General features: G+C 54.5%; 13 protein-coding genes. 10 read left to right on the top strand and 3 right to left on the bottom strand.

The window, feature by feature from the left end:
* Positions 1 to 205: 205 nt before the first annotated feature.
* The 10 genes from hemE (at position 206) to Q0R02_RS03235 (ending at position 9,465) form a co-directional block, all read left to right on the top strand.
* The gene (gene hemE / locus Q0R02_RS03280; protein ID WP_293880880.1) at positions 206 to 1,240 is read left to right on the top strand and encodes a uroporphyrinogen decarboxylase; all 1,035 of its coding nucleotides are present in this window, start codon (positions 206 to 208) and stop codon (positions 1,238 to 1,240) included.
* On the top strand, positions 1,240 to 1,680 hold the full coding sequence (locus Q0R02_RS03275) for a CopD family protein (RefSeq protein ID WP_293880878.1): 441 nt from the start codon (positions 1,240 to 1,242) through the stop codon (positions 1,678 to 1,680). The genes hemE and Q0R02_RS03275 overlap by 1 nt, the downstream gene beginning before the upstream one ends.
* 130 nt (positions 1,681 to 1,810) lie before the next feature.
* On the top strand, positions 1,811 to 3,067 hold the full coding sequence (gene rho, locus Q0R02_RS03270) for a transcription termination factor Rho (RefSeq protein ID WP_293880812.1): 1,257 nt from the start codon (positions 1,811 to 1,813) through the stop codon (positions 3,065 to 3,067).
* Between the two features lie 74 nt (positions 3,068 to 3,141).
* On the top strand, positions 3,142 to 3,747 hold the full coding sequence (locus Q0R02_RS03265) for a YjbE family putative metal transport protein (protein WP_293880810.1): 606 nt from the start codon (positions 3,142 to 3,144) through the stop codon (positions 3,745 to 3,747).
* Between the two features lie 63 nt (positions 3,748 to 3,810).
* Entirely contained in the window at positions 3,811 to 4,047 is a 237-nt protein-coding gene (locus Q0R02_RS03260; RefSeq protein WP_293880808.1) for a DUF6489 family protein, read from the top strand.
* Positions 4,048 to 4,051: 4 nt separating this feature from the next.
* Positions 4,052 to 5,335, top strand: coding sequence for a tRNA uridine-5-carboxymethylaminomethyl(34) synthesis GTPase MnmE (mnmE, locus tag Q0R02_RS03255; protein WP_293880806.1), 1,284 nt, complete (start codon positions 4,052 to 4,054; stop codon positions 5,333 to 5,335).
* Between the two features lie 53 nt (positions 5,336 to 5,388).
* Positions 5,389 to 7,185, top strand: a complete 1,797-nt coding sequence (mnmG, locus tag Q0R02_RS03250; RefSeq protein WP_293880804.1) for a tRNA uridine-5-carboxymethylaminomethyl(34) synthesis enzyme MnmG — start codon at positions 5,389 to 5,391, stop codon at positions 7,183 to 7,185.
* Positions 7,185 to 7,802, top strand: a complete 618-nt coding sequence (locus tag Q0R02_RS03245) for an RsmG family class I SAM-dependent methyltransferase (protein WP_293880802.1) — start codon at positions 7,185 to 7,187, stop codon at positions 7,800 to 7,802. Before mnmG ends, Q0R02_RS03245 begins: the two co-directional genes overlap by 1 nt.
* Positions 7,799 to 8,584 carry a ParA family protein gene (locus tag Q0R02_RS03240; RefSeq protein ID WP_293880800.1) on the top strand — a complete coding sequence of 262 codons (786 nt, stop codon included), beginning with the start codon at positions 7,799 to 7,801 and terminating at the stop codon, positions 8,582 to 8,584. Before Q0R02_RS03245 ends, Q0R02_RS03240 begins: the two co-directional genes overlap by 4 nt.
* Positions 8,581 to 9,465, top strand: coding sequence for a ParB/RepB/Spo0J family partition protein (locus tag Q0R02_RS03235; protein WP_293880798.1), 885 nt, complete (start codon positions 8,581 to 8,583; stop codon positions 9,463 to 9,465). Before Q0R02_RS03240 ends, Q0R02_RS03235 begins: the two co-directional genes overlap by 4 nt.
* Here Q0R02_RS03235 and Q0R02_RS03230 read toward each other — a convergent pair.
* From Q0R02_RS03230 to leuS, 3 genes are read right to left on the bottom strand one after another with little or no spacing between them, the layout of a single operon-like run.
* Positions 9,462 to 10,535, bottom strand: coding sequence for a DNA polymerase III subunit delta (locus Q0R02_RS03230; RefSeq protein ID WP_293880796.1), 1,074 nt, complete (start codon positions 10,533 to 10,535; stop codon positions 9,462 to 9,464). The genes Q0R02_RS03235 and Q0R02_RS03230 overlap by 4 nt on opposite strands.
* On the bottom strand, positions 10,501 to 10,989 hold the full coding sequence (lptE, locus tag Q0R02_RS03225) for an LPS assembly lipoprotein LptE (protein ID WP_293880794.1): 489 nt from the start codon (positions 10,987 to 10,989) through the stop codon (positions 10,501 to 10,503). Before lptE ends, Q0R02_RS03230 begins: the two co-directional genes overlap by 35 nt.
* Positions 10,986 to 13,529, bottom strand: coding sequence for a leucine--tRNA ligase (gene leuS / locus Q0R02_RS03220; protein ID WP_293880792.1), 2,544 nt, complete (start codon positions 13,527 to 13,529; stop codon positions 10,986 to 10,988). The genes lptE and leuS overlap by 4 nt, the downstream gene beginning before the upstream one ends.
* Positions 13,530 to 13,534: the final 5 nt, after the last annotated feature.

Raw genomic sequence — 13,534 nt, 5'->3', positions numbered from 1 at the left:
TGCGCCCCCAAATTCCTCCACAGCCACCTGTTCTAACCAGTATCCTGTGGATTACGGGTATCGAATGAGGGAATCGCTGACTCTCCGTGAGTCGATTGCAGCACGAACTGTTGGCAGAGTTGCCCGGAGACGATAAGTCCCGGGAAACACGTCTCTACATCTGCTTCAATCTATTAATATCTAATACCTTAAAGGATAAGACGCCCTGTCTGGATACGAAAAACCGACCAAGCGATTGCTTGAAGTACTCAATGGTATTCGACACGATCGGCCACCGATCTGGCTGATGCGTCAAGCTGGCCGCTACCTTCCCGAATATCGCGAGCTCCGGGCTAGAAAGGGTGGATTTCTGGATCTTGCCTATGATCCGGAGTGCGCAGCAGAGGTGACGTTGCAGCCAATTCGTCGCTTCGGATTTGACGGTGCCATATTGTTTTCGGACATATTGGTAGTTCCTCATGCGATTGGGCAGGATCTGTGGTTTGAGGAAGGCGAGGGTCCGCGTCTTGCGCCAAGGCTGGCTGAGACCGACATCAGTGCACTCATAGGCGCGCCAGAGCTTCTGCAACCTATCTACGAGACCGTTAGACGGGTAAGTGCCGCCCTACCTCCGGAAACGACTTTCCTTGGGTTTGCCGGCAGCCCCTGGACGGTCGCAACGTACATGGTGGCCGGACGGGGCAGTCGCGATCAGGCAGAGGCGCGACGGCTTGCCTATCGTGATCCGGCAGCATTTGGCGCGATAATTGACATGATAATCCGAACAACTGTGACTTACCTCTCAGGCCAGATTCGGGCTGGTGTCGAAGCAGTGCAATTGTTCGACAGCTGGGCTGGCAGCTTGTCACCCGCCCAGTTTGATCGCTGGGTGATCGCCCCCAACCGGCGCATAGTTGATGAGGTGCGCGCTCTTCATCCGGAAACGCCTATCATTGGTTTCCCCAAAGGCGCGGGTGGAAAGCTGGCAGCCTATGCGATCGGCACCGGGGTCGACGCGATCGGCATCGACGAAACGGTCGATCCGGTATGGGCGCACCGAAGCTTGCCACCGGAATTGCCCGTCCAGGGCAATCTCGATCCACTTGCCCTGATTGCCGGTGGCGAGGCTTTGGACCGAGAGGTTGACGCGATCCTTGCGGCCTTTGCCGGGCGGCCCCATATTTTCAACTTGGGCCACGGTATTCTGCCAGATACGCCGATAGCCCATGTCGAGCGCGTTTTGGAGCGATTGCAGGGATGATCGGTTTTCTGGGTGGTGCTTATCTTTGGGTAAAAGCCGCGCATGTCATCTTTGTGATTTTCTGGATGGCCGGGTTATTCATGTTACCGCGTTATCTTGTTTACCATCAGGAAGCCGACCCAGAATCACCGGAAAACGCGATCTGGGTAAGTCGCGAACACAAGTTGATCTCAATTATCCTCAATCCGGCAATGATCGCCGTCTGGGCGTGTGGACTTGCCTTGCTGGTCAGCAGTGGTGCGGCGTTCCAACAGTGGTTTCAGCTCAAATTTCTGTTTGTAATCGGTCTGTCCGGCTACCACGGCTGGCTGGTTGGTTATCATCGTACATTGGCAAGGGGCCAGCGTCTTCTGAGTGGCAACGCCTTGCGGCTGCTGAACGAAGTGCCGGGAATCACCGTCGTGGTCATTGTGTTCCTGGTCATCATCAAGCCATTTTGAGACGATTGACTAAGGTGGGCGCCAAGCTTACTTGCGACAGCAACGCAACCGCTCGGTTCGCGCTGCCAGCACCAGTCCTTGGTTCGCTGCTTCGGCATCAATGACCGAATAAATTCCCGAAAGTCATATTATGCATTTGAAAGATTTAAAGAAAAAAAAGCCTGCCGAACTGGTGGAAATGGCAGAGTCGCTTGATGTGGAGAGCGCCTCGACGCTTCGCAAGCAGGATTTGCTGTTCGCCATTCTGAAAGTCCAGGCCGACAATGGTGAACAGGTCATGGGCATCGGTACGCTGGAAGTTTTGCAGGATGGTTTTGGATTTCTGCGCAGTCCAGAAGCTAATTATCTGGCAGGTCCAGATGACATTTACATTTCACCCAATCAGGTGCGCAAACATGGGTTGCGGACTGGGGACACGGTGGAGGGTGAAATTCGCGGTCCAAAGGACGGCGAACGTTATTTTGCACTCACCAAGCTGACAGCGGTCAATTTCGATGATCCAGAGGTGGTCCGCCACCGTGTCAATTTCGACAATCTGACACCGCTTTATCCCGATGAAAAACTGAACCTCGACACGCTTGATCCGACCGTCAAAGATAAGTCGGCGCGGGTGATCGATATCATTTCACCGCAAGGCAAGGGGCAGCGCGCCCTGATCGTGGCGCCGCCCCGGGTCGGCAAGACCGTACTTCTACAGAATATAGCCAAAGCGATCACCGATAACCATCCAGAAGTTTTCCTGATTGTTCTGCTTGTTGACGAGCGACCCGAAGAAGTCACCGACATGCAGCGTTCAGTAAAAGGTGAAGTCATATCATCGACGTTCGATGAGCCAGCCCAGCGGCATGTTCAGGTCGCCGAAATGGTTATCGAAAAGGCTAAGCGCTTGGTTGAGCACAAGAAGGACGTCGTCATTTTGCTCGACTCGATTACGCGTCTTGGACGTGCCTACAACACTGTCGTACCCAGCTCGGGCAAGGTGTTAACAGGTGGCGTCGATGCCAACGCCTTGCAGCGTCCGAAACGTTTTTTCGGTGCCGCGCGCAATATCGAGGAAGGCGGTTCGCTCTCTATTATTGCGACCGCGCTGATCGATACCGGCAGCCGGATGGATGAAGTCATTTTCGAGGAATTTAAGGGTACAGGCAATTCCGAGATTGTCCTCGATCGAAAGGTCGCTGACAAGCGCGTCTTCCCCGCACTGGATGTAGGAAAATCGGGTACGCGGAAAGAAGAATTGCTTGTTGCTAAGGACAAGCTGTCGAAAATGTGGGTGCTTCGTCGTATTCTTATGCAAATGGGGACTATCGATGCGATGGAATTCCTGCTCGACAAAATGAAGGATTCTAAGACTAACGAAGATTTCTTCGACAGCATGAACTCATAAGCTTCGTGACGTGAATTCTAAAAACGATGACACTTGATCTAGCCGACGTTTTTACGACTGCTGGGCTCGCGACCTTGGGCCAGGTCATCCTAATGGATCTAACATTGGCTGGCGACAATGTTGTCGTCATGGGCACATTGGCGTCAGGGTTGCCCGCTAACGAACGCAAACGAGTATTGGCGTTTGGCGTTAGCATGGCAATGGTTTGTCTTATCGGTTTTGCCCTGATCGCGACCCAGTTGCTCCAAATAACCGGCCTTTTGCTTGCCGGAGGGCTGCTTCTGGTGTGGGTAGCTTGGAAAATGTGGAGGGAACTTCATCCGGCTCTGGCTTCGGTGATAGCGGATGATCCCGATACGGTTGCGATCGAGGGTCCCCTGCGGTCAAAAACGTTTGCGCAGGCAGCGATCCAGATTGCGATCGCAGATCTGTCAATGAGTCTTGACAATGTGCTGGCTGTGGCAGGCGCGGCGCGCGAACATCCTACGGTGTTGTTTATCGGTCTTGCGCTTTCCGTCACGTTGACCGGCCTCGCTGCAAATCTCATTGCTCGCCTGATCGCACGTTACCACTGGATTGCCTATATTGGTTTGGTGGCAATATTGTATGTGGCTTCAGGCATGATCGTTGAGGGGTGGCATGACGTTTCGCCGCTGACCCGCCGGTTGTTTGGTCTTTGACCTATGGTCATGTAGCTTGATCGGTGGCTATCATAAGCCCAGCGCAGGCAACAGGATCACCTCATGAAAGTCAATGTCGAAGTCGAATGTACACCCGAAGAAGCGCGGCGCTTTATGGGGTTACCCGATCTGACGCCAGTGCATGATGCCTATATCGCCCAGATGCAGGACGCGATGAAAAATGGGATGTCGTCTGAGACGATAGAGTCCCTCATGAAGAACTGGGGGCCGGTGGGTGAGACGGGCATGAAAGTGTGGCAGCAGTTGCTCGAACAGGTAACCGGACCCGCAAAGCGTTGATTAAATGACTCACCGGAAGACAATTTACGCACTTTCAAGTGGTTCACCGCCTGCCGGCATTGCTATCATCAGGATAAGTGGTCCTGAAGCATTGGCTGTTTTGACCGGTTTGACCGGCAAGCAACCTCCTGCGCCCCGTCTCGCCACAATGGCACGATTGAGAGACCCAGACATAGGCCTCACACTCGACCATGCTCTGGTGCTTTGGTTTCCTCGATCAATCAGCGTGACTGGCAACGACGTCGTCGAACTCCACCTCCATGGTGGAAGAGCGGTCGTTGCGATCGTACTCGAGACGCTTAGCAAACAATCAGGATTACGACCGGCTGAACCGGGCGAGTTCACGAGGCAGGCGTTTGAAAACGGCGCGATTGATTTAGCAGAAGCTGAAGGCCTAGGCGATCTGCTCGGTGCCGAAACCGAGGCACAGCGACGTAATGCCGTTGCACAGATTGGTGGGTCGCTTACGCGGCTCGCGCAGTCATGGGGGAACGACCTGCTGAGACTTTCCGCCCTAGCCGAAGCTGCGATTGATTTTAGCGATGAGGATGACGTCGAGGGAAACTTTCGAAAGGAAATCCAGGATGGCGCAGCAGTGTTGATCGCTGACATTTCGCAGAAGCTGGAGCAACCTCCGGCCGAACGACTTTTCGGCGGAATTCGGGTTGCGATACTGGGGCCACCCAATGCCGGGAAGTCTACCCTGTTCAATCGACTGCTCGATCGAGATGCCGCGATCGTGTCTGCCACGCCTGGCACAACCCGGGATGTGATCGAGGGGTCCGTAAATGTTGATGGTATATTGTTTACTTTCATCGACACTGCTGGAATTCGCGCAGATAGCCTTGATTCAATTGAAAAGATCGGAATTGCGCGGGCAATTGCGCAGATCAACACCGTGGACATAATCCTCGCGTTAGGAGGCTGGCAGGGAGACACCTTGGTCCCCATAGTCAACGTTTCCGCGAAATCTGACATTGAAACTGCCACTTCCGGAATGTCGATTTCCGCATCCACAGGGGCAGGAATGGATTTGTTGATGGCAGAAGTGAAAGCTATCGCGCGATCGTTGCTGCCACCTCTCGACGCGGTAGCACTGAACGACCGTCACCGTGAGATTTTGCGTAGGATGCTTTGCCCGCTTGGACTTATTGAGCATGAAAAAGACGAACTCATTATTGCAGAACATCTGCGCTTATCGCGTCGTTCGCTGGGCGAAATGACTGGCGGCAATGATTCCGAGGCGTTGCTTGATGTGTTGTTTGGCGCTTTTTGCATCGGCAAATAATGTTTCACGTGGAACATTTTTGACATTTTGGAAGCACGTTCTAACGGCAGGATATGAATAGCTTTGAAGTGATTGTTGTCGGTGGAGGTCACGCTGGTGTTGAAGCAGCGGCGGCTGCCGCCCGACTGGGTGTGACAGTAGCCCTCGTCACTTTCACAAAAAAGTCAGTCGGAATGATGTCTTGTAACCCGGCGATAGGAGGTTTGGGGAAAGGACATCTCGTCAGGGAAGTGGATGCTCTGGATGGGATCATTGGTCGTGCCGCCGATCGGTCAGCAATCCACTATCGAATGCTCAATCTGTCAAAAGGCAAAGCGGTGCAGGGGCCAAGGGTTCAGGCTGATCGGCGTTGCTTCCGATCCAGCGTGCAGGGCTTTCTGGCGGAATTCGACAATCTTACCGTTGTTGAGGGAGTGGTCAGAGCGCTTATTATCGAAGGTCACAAGATCACTGGCGTTTCGTTAGAAGACGGTGACACGCTCTCAGCCCCTGCCGTGCTTCTCGCCACGGGGACATTTCTCCGAGCGAGGATGTTCAGAGGCGACGAGCGGGAGGCTGGCGGCCGAGTAGGTGAGCGGTCGGCAAGCTTGTTAGGAGAGCAATTGATAGCCCTTGGTTTTCCGATGGGCCGCTTGAAGACGGGAACACCCCCTCGTCTCGATGGTGCAACGATTAATTGGAGCCAGTTGGTAAAACAGCCCTCAGATGGGATGAACTGGTCAATGTCGCCCCTAGAGCGGCGTTCGTTGCCCCAGTTGTTTTGCGCTGTGACTAGAACCAACGCCGAAACACACGATATCGTCCGCAATGCTGTGAGTGAGTCACCGTTATTTAACGGAGCTATCAAGGGGCAGGGACCGCGATATTGCCCGTCGATCGAGGATAAGATTGTTCGATTTGGTGACAGGACGGGGCATCAAGTTTTCCTTGAGCCTGAAGGCTTGAATACGAGACTGATCTATCCAAACGGTCTGTCCACCTCATTGGGATTCGAAACTCAACTTCGCATGCTACAGACTATCGACGGCCTTAAGAATGTGAAGATTATTGAGCCTGGATACGCCGTGGAATACGACTATTTAGACCCCAGGGTTTTGGATCACCGCCTTGGCCTCAGGGCAATTGATGGGCTTTTTTTTGCGGGCCAGTTGAATGGCACTACTGGTTATGAAGAAGCTGCTGCTCAGGGCTTGCTAGCGGGATTGAACGCAGCGCTTCATGCCTTGAACAGGGAACCCTTTTTGCTGGACAGGTCGTCGAGTTATATCGGCGTCATGGTTGATGACTTAGTGCTTCAGGGAGTCACAGAACCCTATCGCATGCTTACCGCTCGCGCAGAATACCGTCTTCAATTGCGCGCTGACAATGCCGCGACTCGATTGACCGACAAAGGGATTGCAGTCGGGTGCATTGGGCCAGAGCGATCCAAATGGTGGAGCGTCAGAAAAGCAACACTGAGACAAGTGAACGACTATGTGGGCCGCGTCGAAGGTTTGGGAACCACCGGGGACCGTGTGCGAAAGGAAGGATGGTCTTATGATAGATTCCACAACGAGTTCACTCCTTCAGGTCCTAGTGACACGGTGCTAGAAGAAGTCTTCGAGGATATTGCTTATGCCCCTTATGTGGCGCGCCAATTGGCAGAAATGAAGTCTGTATCAAAGGCTGAACTCGCGAACATCCCGCCTGATTTTGACTATGGCGCGCTTGCAGGGCTTTCAACGGAGATGCGTGAGAGGCTGGAGGCGAGTCGACCAAATACGATTGGGGAAGCACGCCGGATAAGAGGCATTACGCCTGCTGCACTCGTAACAATATTGATCGCATCCCGATCTCGGTTGATGGTTTGATGGAGCGAGCTGAACTGTGCCGTGCTGCAGGAGTGGATGTTTCACGTGAAACATTTGCGTTGTTGGTTGGGCTGGTTGATCAGGTTGCTGCGGAATCCATCAAGCAAAACCTAATATCGAGGCGAACCCTAAGTGACATCTGGAACCGTCATATCGTCGACTCTCTTCAGCTATTAAAGTTTTCAGTCGTCGGGCCCTGGCTCGACCTCGGCACTGGCGCAGGCTTCCCTGGTCTTGTGATAGCAGCGTGTGGGATCGAAAACGTCGTTCTCGTAGAGGAGCGTCGACTAAGATATGAGTTTTTGAATAGAGTGGTGCGCTCGCTTGGCCTGACCAATGTGTGTGTCGAAGGCGCTAACATTGAGCGCGTCAAGCCCTTTCCGGCGGCTACCATTTCAGCTCGTGCCTTTGCCCCTTTAGAAAAGACATTGTCTTTGGCCCACGGATTTTCGTCTGCGGCCACCCTTTGGATACTTCCAAAGGGGCGTACGGCGGCAGAAGAACTGGCGTCCGCCAAACATACGTGGCACGGTAAGTTCCGACTGGAACCAAGCATGACAGATCCGACAAGCTCGATCATCGTGGCGAACAATATCTCCCGGCGGGGGCTCTTATGATCTGTCTTGCGGTGGCTAATCAAAAAGGGGGGGTTGGCAAAACCACGACTGCGATAAATGTCGCCACTGCCCTTGCGGCCATGGGCTGGCGGGTTTTGCTGGTCGACTTGGACCCGCAGGGAAACGCATCTACAGGCTTGGGCATTACCCAGTCGGAACGTATTCGCACCAGCTATGAACTGCTCACTGGGGATTGTTCACTGGCCGAAGCCGTGATTTCCACCAGAGTTCCTCGCCTCGATATCGTACCTTCGACCGCTGATCTTTCGGGCGCGGAGGTAGAACTCGTGCAATATGAAAACCGGACACACCGCTTGGCTGAGGCCTTCGACGCGTCGCCATCGAGGAAATGGGATATCGCGTTGATCGATTGCCCCCCGTCTTTGGGAATGCTGACGATCAACGCCATGGTTGCTGCACAGTCGCTATTGGTGCCGTTGCAATGCGAATTCTTTGCTCTTGAAGGCTTGTCGCAACTGCTCTCAACCGTTGAGAGAATTCGCGCTAAGTTCAACCCAAGTCTATCGATTCTAGGCGTGGCCCTAACCATGTATGATCGGCGCAACCGGTTAAGCGAGCAGGTCGCAGAAGACGTTAGAGCTTGCCTTGGCCAAGTAGTTTTTAAAACTGTGATACCGCGCAATGTTCGGTTATCGGAAGCGCCGAGCCACGGTTTACCCGCTCTGATCTATGACATAAAATGTTCAGGATCAGAAGCTTATATGGGTCTTGCTCGCGAACTCATGGCCCGCTTGCCAATGGCTAGCAAGGTTGCCGCATGAGCGTCGAGCCACTCCCACTACGCCGTAAAGCACCGGGGCTTGGGCGCGGGCTTTCGGCCTTGTTGGGCGAGGCCGCACGCGAACCGGGCAGCGCAGACAATGGCGTGAGGGAGATTGCCATTGCAGACATTTCTCCACATCCAGGTCAGCCGCGCCGCCACTTCGACGATGCCGCACTTGCCGAACTTTCAGCATCGATCGCTCTACGCGGCGTACTTCAGCCCATTGTCGTCAGGTCGATAGGGAACAAGTTTCAGATTGTCGCCGGCGAACGTCGCTGGAGAGCGGCTCAACGCGCACAGCTTCACCAGATACCGGCCATCATAAAAGATTACGATGACGGCACGGTTCTCGAAGTGGCGCTAATCGAAAATATCCAGCGGGAGGAGCTTAATGCTATTGAAGAAGGAGAGGCCTACGCTCGCCTGACACGCGAATTTGGTCATAGCCAAGAGTCTCTTGGCAAGATCGTCCATAAATCGCGTAGCCATATTGCGAATCTCATGCGGCTGCTCGAATTGCCTCCTCCGGTCAGGATCATGTTAGCCGAGGGGCGCTTACAGATGGGCCATGCACGAGCGTTGCTCGGTGTCGAAAACGCCAAAGACCTTGCCGATCAAATAGTTGAAAAGGGACTATCGGTCCGTGATGTCGAAAAACTGGCGAAGCGGGCCAAAAAGCCTGCAGGTCTGGAATATAAATCGATGACGGGTCCAAAGAAAGACGAAGATCTTGTCATGTTGGAACGGCAACTGGGGGACTTGCTGGGGTTAAAGGTCGGTATTACGCATGCGGGGAATGGCGGTAGTGTCGCCCTGCATTACGCGACGCTGGATCAACTTGATATGATTTGCCAGCGTCTTAGCGGCGAGAGGATTTAGCTTAAGCGTTCTGCCACGCGGGAGATCGCGATGAATTCATCAGCCGCCAACACTTCGCCAGCACATTTTGGTTTTTTAAGCGACTGTTCGATCGAAAACACTCGCCCCGCCGCGATTCGAAGGCGGGGCGAAGTCCACTTGCTCAATTGGTTCGCCACGGCGTCCCTTTCCTTATAGAAAATGGACTTTCCGGCCGCGCCCAACACGCTGCCAACACTGTTCCCCCGATCAACTTCGCTGCGCATGCCGGCTAGCATTAGCAACCTACGAGAAAGGCCGCGAAGCATCGGTATTGGTCCCGCCGTTCCATCGGTCATCGCAGCTAGTTCTGCCGCGAGCGCCGGGAGTTTACCGCTGAGCACCGCGTCAACCAGCAGCCCCGTATCGGCTTCGTCCAGGCCCGCTCCGATCATGTCGAGCACTTCGACGTCGGCATCACGGGGCCGGTCCGGGGCGGCATCAAGATATAGGGCGATCTTTTCCAGCTCGCGCGCCATAATTGCGCGGTCAACGAGGCAGTTTGTAGCCAACTGTTGCGCTGCTGATTTGGACAGACGCAAGCCATAGCTGCGGCCTAATGTGATAGCCAACTCATCGGCGGTGCTGCCCTCTGGTTTGTAGCTGGCATAGCCAAGCACGCGCGCGTCGGCCAAGGCCAGCTTCAGAAGAGTTGAGGATGGCTTTAAGGCGCCTGCTACCAACACGACGGGATCACCTGTCGTGGCAGTCTCTAGCAACACCTGCACGGCCGTCGTGCAATCGTCACCGCCCGTCACTCTGATATAACGTTTCCCCCCGAAAAGAGAGATTGACGCGGCCTCGTCAGCAAGAAGAGCCGGATCTTCTTTAAGGGTGGCGCCTGCCAGATCGATCCGTTCGGCATCGGAACCCATTGCTCGGTCAAGTCGTGCCGCTAGCGCACGCGATCCTGAATCATCGGGACCATATAGCAGGTAAAGGCGGATCGCGCCGTCAGGATTGTCGAGCGCACGCGATATTTGAGATTCTTTGACTTTCATCGTACCCGATGTTTCGTCATTGGGCTCCGGACCGTTGTGCGTATAGGGCAAGGCGGGCTACGATTTGATCGGAAACAGTCTGGGTCAAGTTTTCCAGCGCCGTGTCCTCTGCAGCAATCGTAGCATATTCGGAAGAGACAGCATCGATGCCGGCATCCGAACCCGCTGTCGCATCCAGCAGCACCGTGCCCTTGCTTACATCGACCAGTTGGAAACGGGCGCGCAAGGTGCGCCTTTCACGCGTGATCGCGTCGTCGCGACGAACGCCAAATCCCTCGATTTTGTCGTCAAGCGTGACATCGAGCCGGTAACGGGCAGGCCCCGATGCCGACATTCGGTCGTTGAGAGCATTGCGCATCAACCAGCCGGCCTTGCCATCGATTAGGGATACGGAAATTCCCGAAAGCGCTTGTGAGACTGCACCTTTCGATCCGCCCGCGTACAGTGGGTGAAGCCCACAGCCCGATAGCGAAGCCAACGCCGCAATGGCTAGAAATCGCTTCATGCTACAATGTTCACGAGACGATCTGGCACAACGATAACCTTTTTAGGAATGGTTCCAGCAAGAAACTTAATTATCTTATCGGACGTCAACGTTAGGCCTTCAAGCGTTTCACGCGATGTTCCCTTGGTCACGACAATCGTGTCGCGCAGCTTGCCATTAACCTGAATAGCAATGGTAACTTCATCATCTACAAGCAGCGATGAATCGACAATTGGCCAAAGCTTATCAGCGACTAGGCCCTTGCCGCCTGTCTTTTCCCACGCTTCCTCGGCAAGGTGTGGCAGCATAGGGGCAATCAAATTGGTGAGCTTCACGATCGCATTGTCGCGCGATGCCGAAGGGGCGGCTTTTTCCAAGGCATTCGTCAATTCATAGATTTTGGCCACCGCCTTGTTGAATTGAAGCGCGTCGATGTCAGTTGCGACCCCAGCGATCGCGCGATGCAGGGCGCGGTCGACCGTCTTGTCACTCCCCTGATTGCCCTTCTCGCTCTCGAACAAGCGCCACAAACGTTGAACGAAACGCCAGCTTCCCTCAATGCCGGACTCGCTCCACTCAAGATCACGTTCGGGCGGGCTGTCGGACAGCATGAACCAGCGCACGGCATCGGCACCGTAACTGTCGAGAATTGGCCCGGGATCGACAGTGTTCTTCTTCGATTTTGACATCTTTTCAATGCGACCAGGAGTGATGGGTGTGCCCGTCGCGATCACCTTGCCATTGCTGACCTCGTCGGGGGCCAGCCACTTTCCGTCCCCATCCTTGTAAGTCTCGTGAGTAACCATTCCTTGGGTAAACAAGCCCTCGAAAGGCTCCGCAACATTAAGCCGCCCGATGTGCTTTAGCGCCCGTGTCCAGAAACGAGCGTAAAGCAGATGAAGAATCGCATGTTCTACGCCACCAATATACTGGCCCACCGGAAGCCATTGTTCGGCCTCCGCGTGATTGAAGGGCTGGTCCTTTGGCTGACTTGCGAAACGGATGAAATACCACGAAGAATCTACGAACGTGTCGAGCGTGTCGGTCTCTCGCCGCGCAGGTTCATTGCAATTCGGGCACGGAACATTTTTCCAGGTGGGATGGCGATCAAGCGGATTGCCAGGGATATCGAAACTGACGTCCTCTGGCAGCACGACCGGTAACTGGCTGCGTGGAACGGGCAATACACCGCAGAAGCTACAGTGAATGATAGGGATTGGAGTGCCCCAATATCGCTGCCGGGAAACCCCCCAGTCTCGCAAGCGATATTGCGTCTGGCCTTCGCCCCAGCCCTGACGCTCAGCGCGTGTAACGATTTCCGCTTTCGCGTCGTCAATGGACATGCCGTCCAGAAAGCCAGAATTTACCATTGTGCCAAGACCGGTAAAAGCGTCGGTTCCCTTGAACACAGAGTCCGTCATCTTGCCATCGGCTACTACGCGAGCAACCGGAAGATCATATTTACGGGCAAATTCGAGATCGCGTTGGTCATGGGCCGGGACACCCATGACTGCGCCAGTGCCATAATCCATCAACACGAAATTAGCGACAAATACCGGTAGCGTTCGTGCCGGATCAAGCGGATGAACAACACTGAGCCCGGTATCAAAGCCGAGTTTTTCAGCAGTTTCTATTTCGGCCGCAGTCGTTCCACCAAGGCGGCATTCCTCGATAAATTGCTGCAAGGCATAGCGATTTTCTGCGAGTTGAACGGCCAATGGGTGCTCAAGCGCGACGGCGATAAAGCTGGCTCCGAAAATTGTGTCGGGCCGCGTGGTGAAAACGTCGATATCCTGCGACCCGTCAGTCAACGCAAAGCTTGCCTTCAGTCCCCGGGACTTTCCGATCCAGTTTTCCTGCATCAGGCGAACTTTATCTGGCCAAAGCTCCAGTGTGTCGAGCCCATCCAGCAACTCTTCGGCGAAATCTGTTATCCGCAGAAACCACTGGTTCAGCTTCCGCTTTTCGACCAGCGCACCCGACCGCCAACCCCGCCCGTCGATGACCTGTTCGTTGGCCAGCACTGTCATGTCGACAGGGTCCCAGTTTACGGAGGACTCGCGACGATAAACCAGCCCGGCTTTGTATAGATCGAGAAACAAAGCCTGCTCATGCCCGTAATAATCAGGCTCGCAAGTCGCCAGCTCGCGCGTCCAATCGATCGACAGACCCAAACGTTTCAACTGCGTACGCATCGTGGCGATGTTGGCGCGCGTCCAAGCCCCCGGGTGAACTTTCTTTTCCATCGCCGCATTTTCGGCGGGCATTCCAAACGCATCCCATCCCATAGGATGGAGCACCATATGGCCGGTCATCCGCTTGTAGCGCGCGACGACGTCGCCCATCGCATAATTCCGAACGTGGCCCATATGAATGCGCCCGGATGGATAGGGAAACATCTCAAGTACATAAGCGCGTTTGACCACGTCATCGGTGGCCGCAACACCGGCAGGGACAACAAATGTCTCCTGCTTTTCCCAGACCGCTTGCCAGCGCGAGTCCGCCTTTAGCGGATTAAAACGCGAACTTCCCGGTGACGGATTTCCGGTCGATGAACTCACTGTTC

This window comes from Sphingomonas sp., assembly GCF_025353885.1.
In the GTDB taxonomy this organism is placed as follows: domain Bacteria; phylum Pseudomonadota; class Alphaproteobacteria; order Sphingomonadales; family Sphingomonadaceae; genus Sphingomonas_O.
This window is presented reverse-complemented; position numbering and strand designations above follow the sequence as displayed.